The 15,595-nt window shown below is 33.7% G+C and carries 14 protein-coding genes; 12 read left to right on the forward strand and 2 right to left on the reverse strand.

Annotation, left to right across the window (positions count from 1 at the left end):
- Positions 1-140 precede the first annotated feature (140 nt).
- The gene (locus LG295_RS04450; protein WP_107531913.1) at positions 141-611 is read right to left on the reverse strand and encodes an S-ribosylhomocysteine lyase; all 471 of its coding nucleotides are present in this window, start codon (positions 609-611) and stop codon (positions 141-143) included.
- A 276-nt stretch (positions 612-887) separates the two neighbouring features.
- Here LG295_RS04450 and LG295_RS04455 point away from each other — a divergent pair, with 276 nt between their 5' ends.
- The 3 genes from LG295_RS04455 (at position 888) to LG295_RS04465 (ending at position 4,178) form a co-directional block, all read left to right on the forward strand.
- Positions 888-2,072 carry a M20 family metallopeptidase gene (locus LG295_RS04455; protein ID WP_107531912.1) on the forward strand — a complete coding sequence of 395 codons (1,185 nt, stop codon included), beginning with the start codon at positions 888-890 and terminating at the stop codon, positions 2,070-2,072.
- Positions 2,069-3,271, forward strand: a complete 1,203-nt coding sequence (locus LG295_RS04460) for an ATP-grasp domain-containing protein (protein WP_107531911.1) — start codon at positions 2,069-2,071, stop codon at positions 3,269-3,271. The genes LG295_RS04455 and LG295_RS04460 overlap by 4 nt, the downstream gene beginning before the upstream one ends.
- A gap of 241 nt (positions 3,272-3,512) precedes the next feature.
- The gene (locus tag LG295_RS04465; protein WP_107531910.1) at positions 3,513-4,178 is read left to right on the forward strand and encodes a DUF2750 domain-containing protein; all 666 of its coding nucleotides are present in this window, start codon (positions 3,513-3,515) and stop codon (positions 4,176-4,178) included.
- An 84-nt stretch (positions 4,179-4,262) separates the two neighbouring features.
- On the opposite strand, the gene coaW is transcribed toward LG295_RS04465, so the two are convergent.
- A complete protein-coding gene (gene coaW / locus LG295_RS04470; protein WP_107531909.1) occupies positions 4,263-5,060 on the reverse strand; it encodes a type II pantothenate kinase in 798 nt (265 codons plus the stop codon).
- Between the two features lie 280 nt (positions 5,061-5,340).
- Here coaW and LG295_RS04475 point away from each other — a divergent pair, with 280 nt between their 5' ends.
- The 9 genes from LG295_RS04475 (at position 5,341) to LG295_RS04515 (ending at position 15,526) form a co-directional block, all read left to right on the forward strand.
- The gene (locus tag LG295_RS04475; RefSeq protein ID WP_107530656.1) at positions 5,341-6,201 is read left to right on the forward strand and encodes a GNAT family N-acetyltransferase; all 861 of its coding nucleotides are present in this window, start codon (positions 5,341-5,343) and stop codon (positions 6,199-6,201) included.
- 109 nt (positions 6,202-6,310) lie between these two features.
- On the forward strand, positions 6,311-6,868 hold the full coding sequence (rpoE, locus tag LG295_RS04480; RefSeq protein WP_404476528.1) for a DNA-directed RNA polymerase subunit delta: 558 nt from the start codon (positions 6,311-6,313) through the stop codon (positions 6,866-6,868).
- Between the two features lie 315 nt (positions 6,869-7,183).
- Positions 7,184-8,794 (forward strand): CTP synthase, encoded by a 1,611-nt coding sequence (locus tag LG295_RS04485; protein ID WP_017722072.1) that lies wholly within the window; start codon positions 7,184-7,186, stop codon positions 8,792-8,794.
- 257 nt (positions 8,795-9,051) lie between these two features.
- Positions 9,052-9,912, forward strand: coding sequence for a class IIb fructose-bisphosphate aldolase FdaB (gene fdaB / locus LG295_RS04490; RefSeq protein WP_017722073.1), 861 nt, complete (start codon positions 9,052-9,054; stop codon positions 9,910-9,912).
- Between the two features lie 466 nt (positions 9,913-10,378).
- The gene (locus LG295_RS04495; RefSeq protein ID WP_107530654.1) at positions 10,379-11,638 is read left to right on the forward strand and encodes a UDP-N-acetylglucosamine 1-carboxyvinyltransferase; all 1,260 of its coding nucleotides are present in this window, start codon (positions 10,379-10,381) and stop codon (positions 11,636-11,638) included.
- An 88-nt stretch (positions 11,639-11,726) separates the two neighbouring features.
- On the forward strand, positions 11,727-12,050 hold the full coding sequence (locus LG295_RS04500) for a helix-turn-helix domain-containing protein (protein ID WP_029377995.1): 324 nt from the start codon (positions 11,727-11,729) through the stop codon (positions 12,048-12,050).
- Positions 12,051-12,199: 149 nt separating this feature from the next.
- Entirely contained in the window at positions 12,200-13,627 is a 1,428-nt protein-coding gene (locus LG295_RS04505) for an aldehyde dehydrogenase family protein (RefSeq protein ID WP_404476534.1), read from the forward strand.
- A gap of 180 nt (positions 13,628-13,807) precedes the next feature.
- Positions 13,808-15,124 (forward strand): transcription termination factor Rho, encoded by a 1,317-nt coding sequence (gene rho / locus LG295_RS04510; protein WP_107530652.1) that lies wholly within the window; start codon positions 13,808-13,810, stop codon positions 15,122-15,124.
- A 144-nt stretch (positions 15,125-15,268) separates the two neighbouring features.
- On the forward strand, positions 15,269-15,526 hold the full coding sequence (locus tag LG295_RS04515; protein WP_017722078.1) for a type B 50S ribosomal protein L31: 258 nt from the start codon (positions 15,269-15,271) through the stop codon (positions 15,524-15,526).
- The last annotated feature ends 69 nt before the right edge of the window (positions 15,527-15,595 follow it).

Genomic DNA, 15,595 nt, shown 5'->3' on the forward strand with positions numbered 1-15,595 from the left:
GGTTATATTTACTGTTTATAAATTTATGATTTATAAAAAAGATGAGGTTTGGCATGAAACTGCATGCCAAACCTCATCTTTTTTATTGATAATAAGTCATTGCTTATGTTCTTTCTTTTTGCAGAGACTTCAGTTTAAAGTTACTTATTTTCACCATAAATATCATGCCATTCATCTTTTTTATCTAGAAATGTTTGCGCGATTTCTTTTGCGCCTTCTAATGAATGACTCGCTGCCCAACCACATTGTACTTCATTACAAGCCGGCACCTCTGTAGCATTTAATACGTCTTGTATTGTTTTTTCGATGATTTGTAGCACGTCTGTATAATCATCATGGTTGATGAATGAAACGTAAAAGCCAGTCTGACATCCCATTGGGCTGATATCAACGACTTTATCTGAATGATTACGGATATTTTCGGCCATAAGATGTTCTAGTGAATGTAATCCTGGCATATCCATATGCTCTTTATTTGGTTGTTTGAAGCGAATGTCATATTTATGAATAACATCTCCGTTTGCACCTTCCATTTTTCCTGCAAGTCTTACAAATGGCGCAGATACAATTGTGTGGTCTAAATTGAAGCTTTCAACATTCATTTTTGGCATGGTGTTATCCTCCTAATATTTTACGTAAGCTAATTGTAACAAGACCAAACAGTATTTACAATTTCTGTATTTGGGTAAACTCATAGAATAGCTAATAATTATTATAAATTTCAGGAAATTAATGACAGAATCCAATAAACCCGATAGAATAAGTAATGATTAAAACAGGTTTTGTACATTATGAATTATAAATTGTGTTATTAAATAAATTACTTATTGCATTTCACTTTAGTGTCAATCGCTATAAAGGCAATATTAGGAGGGCGTATTTATACTATGGAAAACAAACAAATTATTTTAGATTACATAGAAAATGACAAATATAAATTTTTGGAAATGAGCCACCAAATACATCAAAGACCTGAATTAGGAAATGAAGAAATTTTTGCATCTAGATCATTAATTGAAATGTTAGACAGCAATGATTTTGAAGTTGAAACGGATATCGCTGGTCATGCTACTGGTTTTATAGCTAGATATGAATCAGATTTACCGGGTCCTACAATAGGGTTCTTAGCGGAATATGATGCATTACCAGGTTTAGGTCATGCTTGTGGTCATAATATTATTGGAACGGCAAGTACTTTTGCGGGTATTGCGTTGAAACAACTTATAAATAAAGTCGGAGGAAAGGTTATTGTACTTGGATGCCCAGCTGAAGAAGGTGGGGAAAACGGGAGCGCTAAAGCAACTTACGTTAAAGAAGGTGTCATTGACGAATTAGATATTGCGTTAATGGTGCATCCAGGTAATGAAACTTATAGAACGATTAATACATTGGCGGTAGATGTTTTAGATATTAAATTTTATGGTAAAAGTACACATGCTTCTGAAAATGCTGATGAAGCAAGAAATGCATTAGACGCAATGATTTCTTATTTTAATGGTGTAGCACAATTAAGACAACATATTAAAAATGGACAACGTGTACATGGTGTTATATTAGACGGCGGTAAGGCGGCTAATATTATCCCGGACTATACACATGCACGTTTTTATACAAGAGCAACTTCGCGTCAAGAATTAGATATATTAACAGAACGAGTAGGACAAATTGCAAAAGGTGCAGCCATTCAAACTGGATGCGATTATGAATTTGGACCAATACAAAACGGTGTAAATGAATTTATAAAATCTTCTAAGCTAGACGATTTGTTTGCAAAATATGCAACTGAAATGGGAGAAGCTGTTATAGACGATGATTTTGGGTACGGTTCAACAGATACGGGGAACGTAAGTCATATTGTGCCTACAATACATCCTCATATTAAAATAGGATCTCGTAATCTAGTTGGTCACACGCATAGATTTCGTGAAGCTGCAGCAAGTACACAAGGTGATAATGCCTTAATTAGAGGCACGAAGATTCTTGCTTTAATGGGTTTAGAATTAATCACTAATAAATCGTTGTTTGATGAAATTATTGAGCAACACCGATATATAAAGGAGCATAAAAAATGACTAATCAAAGCTCTCTGCATCCTCAATTAACACTTAGTGATCTATATGATTCTAGTATTGTCTATACTTCACGGCCATCATATGTTTCGAATCCTTGGTTAGAACCTGAAGAACATCAATCTAATTTTCTAACTGGTAGAGAGCTCATCATTGCTAACCAAATGCCTGTAATAGTACATGAGGCATGTGTTACAAATAAAGTGAAAATTTTGTTTGAAGCTGTGGGTAAAGCTATGCCTACAAATATTATTCAATTTAATAATCGAAGAAGTTATGAACAAGTGATTCAAGATTTAGCATTAAATGACAATAAAAAAATATACTTCCAATATATTCATGGTGAAGATATTGTGAACAAAGCTTATTATGCATTAAATAAAGATGTTTTTATGGCTTTAAATAACAAAGCACGTATCCCAGAGTGGACGAATTACAAATATTTACCTAAAAGAGAAGTTGTAGCAATTGATGATTTTCAACACGCAGTTTCTTTTTGGGAATTTCCATTTGTATTAAAACCAGGCGACGACTTACCGACAGCAGGTGGATATGGTGTGATGATTTGTAATAATGAAAAAGATTTAGACCAAGCTAAAACACGAATTGAGCAAGCTAAAAGCGAAACAGACACAATGATTATAGAACAAAAAGTAGAGATAGTTGCGAATTATTGCGTGCAATATGCATATTCTAAAGACACAGGTATTCAATATATTGGTACATCTGACCAAATTACAGATGACTATGGTTCTTACAAAGGTAATCAAAATACGCATGATGTGCCACAATCAGTGATTCAAGCTGGTAGAGAGATAATGGAAATCGGTGTAGCGGAAGGCTATTTTGGTATCGCTGGATTCGATTTGTTGTTAGATAAGCACGGTGAAATATTTGCCATAGATTTAAATTTTAGACAAAACGGTTCAACGAGTATGCTATTACTAGAACCTATATTGCAAGGCAAATATCATAAATTCTTTAGTTATATAGCGCCAGACAATTGCGATAATGAATATTTTTTCAAGACAATTGAGAAATATGTAAATAAAGGCGTATTGTTCCCGTTATCTTATTATGATGGTGACTGGTATAAGGATGAAGTTGTTAAATCAAGATTTGGTTGTATTTGGCATGGAGAAAGTAAAGCATTCGTTGAATCAATGGAGCGACGCTTTTTGGAAGAACTGAAAAAAGGGTAATATAACTTATAGGCATATTGAATGATAAATACATTTAATTTTATCGGTGATTGTAACGAGCTAAAGTATCTATAAGTGTAAGATTAATGTGCCATTGCAGTAGCAGTTGTTTGTTGTCTCATTTCTATCATGAACGTCTATTGTATAACGTCTCGTTTATTATCGGCGATTGACTAGAGCCATGCAGTCCTTTATATTCTTAATATAGGTAAATTATTATGAATAGATTGAAGGTGTTTTGATGTCTTATAAAGAAAGTTCATTTTTTAAAGAAATATTAATTAATGAAGTGTTTTATGTAGCAACGGAAGCAAAGGAATTAATCAGACAAGAAGTAGATGAAAATAACGTCGTATGTACTTGGACTGATAAAGAGACTGCCGAAGCTTACTTGAAAAAGCAAAAAATTGATTACGATAAAATTAAAAAGATAGATATCGATCGTTTTGTAACTTATGAAATCGATAATGTCTTTAGCGATAACGAACAAGTATTGATGAACCCTACTTCTGAAAAAGATGGTGAACTTATACCAATCGCAGAAGCTACGGATGAATTAATGTCTGATTTAGATAATATTCGTTTGAAAGAATTTGTTAAGGATGTCGCAAAAGAAGACGCAGTGTTCGGTTTGACAAATAAAAACGTTAAGCAATTCCTTATGATCAGTGATGAATCACATCAAAGGCCTAACATCATGCCTGTATGGAGTATCAAAAATAGAGCTGAGAAGGTAAGAGATGAAGATTTTGAAGAGTGTGACATTATAGAAGTAGAAGGCGAAGTATTCGCTGAATGGTTAGATAACTTACGTGATGATGATAATGCAGTTGCAATCGATTTGAAACCAGGCGTTTTAGGTAGTGTAGTACCTGCACAAAAAGTATTAGATCAGCTTCCTTTTTAAAAATAAAAGGGCTCTATGACATGAATATATGTCTCGGGGCCCTTTTAACTTTATAGGTTGTAATTAATTTAAATGAAATTAAGCTTATAAATGAATAGCGCCAAGAGCACCTGAGAAGGCACCGTGTTCGATATAATACGGTTTAAAGCCTCTTAATACTGTATAGTCTTTAACGACTTCTTTTAATAATTCATTATTATGGAACGATGAGCCGATATATGCAACGTTTTCTGTGTTATGCTCTCTAGCTACAGTAATAGACATTGTAGTAATAACTTCACCGACGACACCTATAACAGAGGCCAATTTATCTGCTTCTGTAAAGTTAGTATCTAAATTATGTAAGACATTACCAAAGTTTGCTGCCGTTAAATCACCAGAGATTGGTGGTTCACTATCTTTGTAAATGTGTTTTACTTTCAAGTCAATGATATCTCTATTACCATTTTGAGCAGTATCAGTTAAATTTTTATAGTCTTTGATTCCAGTCAATAAGTAACCTAGTCCCTGTATCATACCGCCACCAGTGCCAACGCCTCCGACGCGTTGTTGACTGTTTCCATCAGAAAAATGAATAGAAGTACCAGTACCTACATTTGTGAAAATGTAGTCATCTAAAAAGTGTCCTTGTTCTTCAAGTAGTATCTCCAACCCTTTAGCAGCAGCATCAAATTCAACAAATATACGTGCATCAAAATTTAATTTATCATTTATGAGTGCAGCTTGACCGCCTGTCAAACTAATACTTTCACAGTCTTGTTGGTTCAACCATTTTATGACATCATCGATTTCCGTTGTTAATCTTGTATTATATTCACGTTTACCGGCATAATCTTGAACAATTTTAATAAGCGTCCCACCAGCATCGATGCCAATTTTCATCTAAAATTCCTCCTAAAAAATTTCCATTTTAACTAATAGTATAATAAAATTTAAGAAAATCAACTATGAATTTGCGAGAGTATCAATTTCTTCATTTGAAGAAAGCACTATATTATAAAAGTAGACATGCAAATATTTTAATAGATATTTCGATGGTTAAAATACTAATTATTAATAGAGCAATGAATAGCTTTTTAAATTAATTCTAGATTTATAGATTATTTTATGTGCAATAGTGGTATTAATAATTACTAATACGTTTTAAATAGGGGATATTAAAATGGTGATTAAGCAAAATTTTGAAAATATTATAGTACAAGAGTTTGAAGAGGAGTATAGACAGGCACTTTATGATTTTAATTTAAATGAGCGTCAACAAATCTATTCTTCTTTACCGAAAGACGTGTTAGATGATGCAATAAATGATAAGGATAGGGTTGCCAATATTGCTCTAAATGAAGCGGGAGATGTTGTTGGTTTTTTCGTGCTACATCAATATTATCAGCATGAAGGATATGATACGCCTAGCCAAGTTATTTATGTTAGGTCTTTATCTGTAAATGAAGATTACCAAGGTTATGGCTACGGCACAAAGATGATGATGTATTTGCCTCAATATGTTCAAGATTTATTTCCGAATTTTAATCATTTATATCTTGTGGTTGATGCAGAGAATAAAGGTGCATGGAATGTATATGAACGTGCAGGTTTTATGCATGCTGCAACGAAAGAAGAAGGGCCAATTGGTAAAGAGCGATTATATTATTTAGATTTGGATTCTAAGCATGTCTCGTCTTTAAAGTTAAAGCCAAATACAGATGAACAACCCTTTAATATACATATCATAGACTTAATAAAAGATGGCCAAAAAGTGGGCTTTATAGCTATAGAGGGACATGATGGCCGAATGAATATTTCTAAGATTGAAGTAAATAAAGATAAAAGACATCATGGTATAGCAGAAAGTGCCTTGAGGCAATTAGCAACATATGTCAGAAAGCATTTTAGTGATATAGCACTTTTGACAATTACACTTTATGGAGAAAATAATGAATTAAAACCATTATGTATAAATAGTAATTTTGTTGAAATTGAGGCGGCTGATGACTTTATTGTCTTTGAAAAATATATAAATTACTAAATGCGATTGCGAAATCAAGCATTGTCATTTATAATTTACATTTGTTATTATTACTTATGATAAACTTAGTACTGATTTGGATAAATGCCTTTGAAAGGAAGAATAAATAATGAGAATTCAAGATTATACAAAAGAAATGGTTGATGAGAAATCATTTATCGATATGGCTTACACATTATTAAACGAAAAAAATGATACGATGAATTTATACGATATCATTGATGAATTTAAAGCACTAGGTCACTATGAAGATGAAGAAATTGAAGATAGAATTGTTCAATTCTATACGGATTTAAACACAGACGGACGTTTCTTAAACGTTGGAGAAAACATTTGGGGCTTACGTGATTGGTATTCAGTTGCTGACATTGAAGAAAAAATCGCTCCAACAATTCAAAAATTCGACATCCTAGATGACGATGCGGAAGAAGACAAAAACTTAAAATTACTTGGTGAAGATGAAACTGAAGACGATGATGATATTCCAGCAGTAACGGATGACCAAGAAACATTAAATGATCCTGAAGATCCAGAAGAAGACGATGTAGATGAAGATCTTAATGAATCAGATATCGTTATCGATGAGGACGACGAAGATTTTGATGATGAAGAAGAAGAAGAAGAAGAAGAAGAATTTGAAGAAGATGAAGAGGATTTTGAAGAATAATTCTTCGAGATTTAATTGACTTTTTCTAAGAACATGATAAAATTTTATTCGGGCTCCTTTAAATAGGACGACGTGTATAAATAATATACGCTCCCCCTTACAACCATGTGAGAGGGAGCGATTTTTTTATTTAAATTACTATATAAGCTTTATAATATTTTTAATTTAGGTGATTGTTTGTAAAGGCAATTCGTATGTATAAATAATTTGCTATGTAAAAGCTATCTCACAAATTAATTAACCACTGAATTGGAAATGTGTTTGTCAATCATAGGTATTGAAGGAAATTACTGTTTTAATAATAGGAGGCAGAACATGACAAAATTTATTTTTGTAACTGGTGGAGTTGTTTCTTCATTGGGTAAAGGTATCACAGCAGCATCTTTAGGTAGATTATTAAAAGATAGAGGATTAAAAGTAACTATCCAAAAATTTGATCCCTATTTAAATGTGGATCCAGGTACGATGAGCCCGTATCAACATGGTGAGGTATTTGTAACGGATGATGGTGCAGAAACAGACCTAGACTTAGGTCATTACGAAAGATTTATTGATATAAATTTAAATAAATATTCAAATGTAACTGCAGGTAAAGTCTATTCACATGTATTGAAGAAAGAGCGTCGTGGTGATTATTTAGGTGGTACTGTACAAGTTATCCCACATATTACGAATGAAATAAAAGAACGTTTACTTTTAGCAGGGGAAAGTACAAATGCAGATGTTGTTATCACTGAAATCGGTGGTACAACTGGTGATATTGAATCATTACCGTTTATCGAAGCAATTAGACAAATTCGTAGTGATTTAGGCCGTGAAAATGTAATGTATGTACATTGTACGTTACTTCCTTATATTAAAGCTGCTGGTGAAATGAAAACAAAACCAACACAACATAGTGTGAAAGAATTACGTGGACTTGGTATACAACCGGACTTAATTGTAGTCAGAACAGAATATGAACTGACACAAGATCTAAAAGATAAAATTGCCTTATTCTGTGATATTGATAAAGCAAGTGTTATTGAATGCCGTGATGCTGAATCACTATATGAAATTCCATTACAACTAAGTAACCAAGACATGGATGACATTGTGATAAAACGTTTAGAATTGAACGCGAAGTATGAAACTCAACTAGATGAATGGCAATATTTATTAGATACTGTAAATAGTTTAGATGGGAAAATAACAATAGGATTGGTAGGAAAGTATGTAAGTTTACAAGATGCTTATCTTTCAGTTGTTGAATCATTAAAACACGCTGGATATCCATTGAAAAAAGATATTGAAGTAAGATGGATTGATTCTAGCGAAGTAACAGATGAAAACGTCTCAGAAGTTCTAGCTGATGTAGATGGTATCTTAGTACCAGGTGGATTTGGTTTCCGTGCAAGTGAAGGGAAAATATCTGCGATTAAATATGCACGTGAAAATAATGTACCATATTTTGGTATTTGTTTAGGTATGCAACTTGCCACTGTTGAGTTTGCTAGAAATGTAATTGGTCTTGATGGTGCACATTCTGCTGAGTTAGACCCTAGTACACCACACCCAATTATCGACTTATTACCTGAACAAAAAGATATCGAAGATTTAGGTGGAACTTTACGTTTAGGATTATACCCTTGTCATATTCAAGAAGGTACTTTAGCTCATGATATTTACAACGAAACGAATATTGAAGAAAGACATCGTCATCGTTATGAATTTAATAACGATTATAGAGAACAACTTGAAGCGAACGGCATGGTGTTCTCTGGTACAAGCCCAGATGGTCGTTTAATTGAAATGGTAGAGATTCCTGAAAATGACTTCTTTATTGCTTGTCAATTCCATCCAGAATTTTTATCAAGACCTAACCGTCCTCAACAAATTTTCAAAGCATTTATTGAAGCATCTTTAAAACATCAACAAAGTAAATAATATATATTTAACGCGATATCAGAAACATAGTGTTTAGCTAATTTCTAAATATCGCGTTTTTTATAGTTGTATTAAAATATAAAATTCAAATTGCTGTATTTATATAAAAAATGGTATAAATTATAAGATTTTCACTTTTCGAATAAAAAATGTGAAATAAAAACGCTTACAATTATATAGAAGAATGCAAAAGTGATATGACTTTGATATAATTAGATTGTAAAAATATGTGCTTAAAGCACCAAGGAGGAACTTTCATGCCTTTAGTTTCAATGAAAGAAATGTTAATAGACGCAAAAGAAAATGGTTATGCGGTTGGTCAATACAACTTAAATAACTTAGAATTTACACAAGCGATTTTAGAAGCTTCTCAAGAAGAGAACGCTCCAGTAATCCTAGGTGTATCTGAAGGTGCTGCTCGTTACATGGGTGGTTTCTACACTGTAGTTAAAATGGTTGAAGGATTAATGCACGACAAAGAAATTACTATTCCTGTAGCAATTCACTTAGACCACGGTTCAAGCTTTGAAAAATGTAAAGAAGCAATTGATGCTGGTTTTACTTCAGTAATGATCGATGCTTCTCATGGTTCATTTGAAGATAACGTTGAAATTACTTCAAAAGTTGTTGAATATGCACATGAGCACGGCGTTTCAGTTGAAGCAGAATTAGGAACTGTTGGCGGACAAGAAGATGATGTTGTTGCTGAAGGCGTTATCTATGCAGACCCTAAAGAGTGTCAAGAACTTGTTGAAAAAACAGGTATCGATACATTAGCTCCAGCCTTAGGTTCAGTACACGGACCTTATAAAGGTGAACCTAAATTAGGATTTAAAGAAATGGAAGAAATTGGTGCTTCTACTGGTTTACCATTAGTATTACATGGTGGTACAGGTATCCCAACTAAAGACATCCAAAAAGCAATTCCTTTTGGTACAGCTAAAATCAATGTAAACACTGAAAACCAAATTGCTTCTGCTAAAGCTGTTCGTGAAGCGTTAGATAACGACAAAGAAGTTTATGATCCTCGTAAATACTTAGGACCAGCTCGTGAAGCAATTAAAGCTACAGTTATTGGTAAAATTAAAGAGTTTGGCACATCTAATAAAGCTAAATAATTTAACTATTATATAACAAAAGTTGACTAGGTTATAATTACAATTTGAGCTACGACGAAGTGGCTCTATCATAAGTACTGCAATTGTCTAATTACTAAAAAGCTTTAAACAAGCTTTTAGATGTCTAGTCGTTTTCTGGGGCGAGAATAAGAAATCAAAATTGAATTTTTGATTTCTGTTTCGTCCCTTTTTTTATGTTATAATTTGTTAGGCTTTGAAAGCTGATAAATAGAATGACAGTGTTTCACATAATTTTTATAAATAAATCTTTAAAAAATGATTTGAATTGCAAAATATTGGGAATTAGAAATTATAGTAAAAAATTATATGCATTATGCAGCACTTAATTAAATTTGAAATAGATTTTATGAAACTGTTGTGCTTTGCAAACTGTAATCATTTAATTTATAATGCAAATGATATATTGGAATAGAATATCGATTGAAAGGCAAAGGAGAACAAGCGAATGGCTCAAGAAGTGATTAAAATTAGAGGTGGGCAAACACTTAAAGGTGAAGTGAATAACCACGGTGCTAAAAATAGTGCAGTAGCAATTATACCAGCAGCAATTTTGGCTGAAGACAGAGTAACAATTGAAGGCCTTCCAGAAATCTCTGATGTAGAAACTTTAGTAAGTTTACTTGGAGATTTAAACATTGAGACAGAATTAGAAGGTATGACATTACATGTTGATCCTGAAAATATTGAAAATGCACCATTACCAAATAATAAAGTAGAATCATTACGTGCTTCTTATTATATGATGGGAGCAATGTTAGGGAGATTCAAAAAATGTGTCATTGGTTTACCTGGTGGATGTCCCTTAGGGCCAAGACCGATTGATCAACATATTAAAGGATTTAAAGCATTAGGAGCAAAAGTTGATGAATCAAGTAGTACGTCTATGAAGATTGAAGCAGATAGATTGGTCGGCGCAAATATATTTTTAGACATCGTAAGTGTAGGGGCTACGATTAATATCATGTTGGCAGCAGTACGTGCTGAAGGACATACAGTTATTGAAAATGCTGCGAAAGAACCAGAAGTGGTTGATGTAGCTAATTTCTTAATGAGCCTTGGAGCTGATATTAAAGGCGCAGGTACAAGTACAATCAAAATTAATGGGGTAGAACGATTGCATGGTTCACATCATCCAGTGATTCCCGATAGAATTGAAGCAGGTACATATATGTGTATTGCAGCTGCTTGCGGTGAGAATATCAGAATTAATAATATTATCCCAACGCATGTAGAACCACTTACAGTTAAACTGAAAGAATTAGGTGTAGACATCCAAGTTGAGGATGACAGCGTACTTATTAGACGTAGCACACCTTATTCAAGTGTGGATATTAAAACATTAGTATATCCTGGTTTTGCCACTGACTTACAACAACCCATAACACCTTTATTATTTATGGCTGATGGTGTGTCGTTTGTTACTGAAACGATATATCCAGCTCGTTTTAAGCATGTAGATGAACTGAAAAATATGGGTGCGAATATTTCTGCAGACAATGGTACAGCAACTATAAAACCATCGAAATTAACTGGTGCTGATGTTTACGCTAGTGATTTACGTGCAGGTGCTTGTCTTATTGTAGCTGGATTGTTAGCAGAAGGTGTTACAACTATTTATAATGTGAAACATATTTATCGTGGTTACACAAACATCGTCAAAACTCTAAAATCACTTGGTGCAGATATTTGGACTGAAGAAGTTTAAAAAATGTGGTATACTAAATATACTAAGTGAAAAGTTGTGTATTTAGTGATATGTGTTTTAGAATAAAATCGATAATGAGGTGATAGCCATGGAGGTTTGCCCTTATCTAGAAGAAACCTTTAAAATCGTAGGTAGAAGCTGGAACGGTCTTATTATTAATTATTTATCTAGATGTACGGAAAAATCTGCGCATTTTTCAGATATGAAACGTGACTTGAAGACGATAACACCACGTGCACTTAGTATAAAATTAACTGACCTTACGGAATGGGGACTAGTAGAGAAAAATGTAGTCTCTACAAGCCCAATGAATATTTTGTATCAGCTTACAGATAAAGGTGATGCTTTAGCGGCAGCTTTAGTACCAATGGAAGAATGGGCACAAGAGTATATTGAACTTGAAAACAAGTAACTCAATACCTTGTACAATCGAGTCTGAGACGTCAATATGATGTTTTAGGCTCGTTTTTTATGTATTAGCAGCTGTGAGCAGTTATGTTTAAAAATACAAAATCTCGGTTAGAATATAATTATCAACATAACTTAAGGAGTGAATATATAATGAGAAATTTCACTAAACAATATATCAACGGTGAATGGATTGAAAGTGCAAGTGGCGAAACAATAGAAGTTATCAATCCTGCAACAGAAGAAGTAGCGGGTACAATCGCGAAAGGTAACAAAGAAGATGTTGATAAAGCAGTGGATGCAGCAGAAAATGTATATTTTGAATTTAGACACAGTTCAGTTCAAGAAAGAAAAGAACTATTAGATAAAATTGTTCAAGAGTATAAAAATAGAAAAGAAGATCTTGTAGAAGCTATTACGGATGAACTAGGTGCGCCATTAGACGTATCGGAAAATGTCCACTATCAAATGGGGTTAGATCACTTTGAGGCAGCACGTGATGCATTAGATAATTTTGAATTTGAGGAGCGCCGCGGTGATGACTTAGTTGTCAAAGAAGCCATTGGTGTAGCTGGTTTAATCACACCTTGGAACTTCCCTACAAACCAAACATCACTTAAATTATCAGCGGCATTTGCAGCAGGAAGTCCAGTTGTTTTAAAACCATCAGAAGAGACGCCGTTCGCAGCAATTATTTTAGCTGAAATTTTTGATAAAGTAGGTGTGCCAAAAGGTGTATTTAACTTAGTCAATGGCGATGGTCAAGGCGTAGGAAATCCTTTAAGTGAACATCCTAAAGTTAGAATGATGTCATTTACTGGTTCTGGTCCAACAGGCTCAAGTATTATGAAAAAAGCTGCAGATGATTTCAAAAAAGTATCACTTGAACTAGGCGGTAAATCACCATATATTATCCTAGATGATGTAGATATAGATGAAGCAGCAAGTGCAGCAACTGGTAAAGTTGTGACAAATACTGGTCAAGTATGTACAGCAGGTACTAGAACACTCGTACCTGAAAGCATAAAAGAAGATTTCTTAACAGCTGTAAAAGAGAAGTTTAGCCAGGTTAAAGTAGGAGATCCACGTGCAGCAGGCACTGAGGTAGGACCTATCATTAGTAAAAAACAATTTAATCAAGTTCAATCATACATTGATAAAGGTATTGAAGAAGGTGCAGAATTATTTTACGGTGGACCAGGTAAGCCAGAAGGTCTGGAAAAAGGATACTTTGCACGCCCAACAATCTTTAACAATGTAGATAATGATATGGTAATCGCTCGAGAAGAAATATTTGGACCTGTGATGTCTATTATCACTTATAATGATGTAGACGAAGCTATTAAAATTGCAAATGACACAGAATACGGTTTAGCAGCATATGTATATGGTGAAGACCAAGACACGTTGCACAAAGTAGCGCGTTCATTAGAAGCAGGTACAGTTGAAATTAATGAAGCAGGACGCAAACCAGATTTACCATTCGGTGGCTATAAACAATCAGGTATTGGCCGTGAATGGGGAGACTATGGTATTGAAGAATTCCTAGAAGTTAAATCTATTGCAGGTTACTATAAATAATAAAATTTAATAGTTTAATTATTATAAGATGAGGCATAACATTTATGCTTCATCTTTTTTCTGATTTTTAGAAATTGAAATACGTTTTGTAATTAAAAAGGAAATTTGCTATAGTTATAAAAGTAAGTAGCGTAGTTACTACGTTATTTAAAAACTTATTTATGAAATGGGTGCAAGATAATGCCTGAAAAAGTACGGACATCACCTCAGTACGAATCGTTCCACGAATTGTACAAAAATTACACTACAAAAGATCTCACTCAAAAAGCAAAATCTCTAAAACTAACAAATTATAGTAAATTGAATAAAAAGGAACTTGTTCTAGCCATTATGGAAGCACAAATGGAAAAAGATGGAAATTATTATATGGAGGGTATTTTAGATGATATCCAACAAGATGGTTATGGTTTCCTAAGAACAGTTAATTATTCTAAAGGTGAAAAAGATATCTATATTTCTGCTAGTCAAATTCGTCGTTTTGAAATTAAACGCGGAGACAAAGTGACTGGCAAAGTGAGAAAGCCTAAAGATAATGAAAAATACTATGGTTTATTACAAGTTGATTTCGTAAATGGTGAGAATGCAGAAGAAGTTAAAAAGCGTCCGCATTTCCAAGCTTTGACACCATTATATCCTGAAGAGCGCATTCTATTAGAGACAACAAAACAAAACTTCTCAACGCGCATTATGGATTTAGTAACACCAATCGGTTTAGGACAACGTGGCTTAATTGTTGCACCACCAAAGGCTGGTAAAACATCATTGCTTAAGGAAATTGCAAATGCAATTGCGATAAATAAACCAGATGCAGAGTTATTTGTGTTGCTTGTTGGAGAAAGACCTGAAGAGGTTACAGATTTAGAAAGATCAGTTGAATCTGCAGAAGTAGTGCACTCTACATTTGACGAACCACCACAACATCACGTGAAAGTTGCGGAATTATTATTAGAACGTGCAAAGCGTCTAGTAGAAATTGGTAAAGACGTCATCATTTTGATGGATTCAATTACTAGGTTGGCTCGTGCTTATAATCTTGTGATTCCACCTAGTGGTCGTACATTATCTGGTGGTTTAGATCCTGCATCCTTACACAAACCAAAAGCTTTCTTCGGGGCTGCCAGAAATATTGAAGCGGGGGGTAGCATGACAATTTTAGCTACTGCTCTAGTAGATACAGGGTCTCGTATGGATGATATGATTTATGAGGAATTTAAAGGGACAGGAAATATGGAATTACATCTAGATCGTAAGTTAGCTGAACGTCGTGTATTCCCAGCAATCGATATCGGTCGTAGTTCCACTCGTAAAGAAGAATTGCTAATAGATCCAAAAGAGCTTGAGTCATTGTGGCAATTACGTAATATGTTCACGGATTCTACAGATTTTACAGAAAGATTTGTGCGCAAATTGAAACGTACAGATAACAACAAAGAATTCTTTGAGCAGTTACAAAAAGCAGCTAAAGAAAGCACTAAAACAGGTAAACCAATTATTTAATCTGAAATAATTCGGTATATATCTAAGCAATATTTGATTTGGGGTTGCGTTTTATATTTAAAGCCATTATAATTATCAAGTATTGGGTAAAAACTCACAAAAAACTCTGTGCCAGATGGTTCAGGGCAAAGGAGCTGAAAAGTAATGAGACAAAATATTCATCCTGAATATCATAAGGTTATCTTTTTAGATACTACTACGGATTTTAAATTCTTAAGTGGTTCAACTAAATCTTCATCAGAAACTATGACATGGGAAGATGGTAATGAATACCCAGTTATTCGTTTAGACATTTCATCTGATTCACACCCATTCTATACAGGACGTCAAAAATTCGCTGCTGCGGATGGTCGTGTGGAACGTTTCAACAAAAAATTCGGATTCAAATCAAGCAACGAATAATTGTTGTTTTAAAGCATTCTCATATTATGAGGATGCTTTTTTACTTTTACATAAATTTAAATTAAAAAT

This window comes from Staphylococcus pseudoxylosus (genome assembly GCF_044794325.1).
In the GTDB taxonomy this organism is placed as follows: Bacteria; Bacillota; Bacilli; order Staphylococcales; family Staphylococcaceae; genus Staphylococcus; species Staphylococcus pseudoxylosus.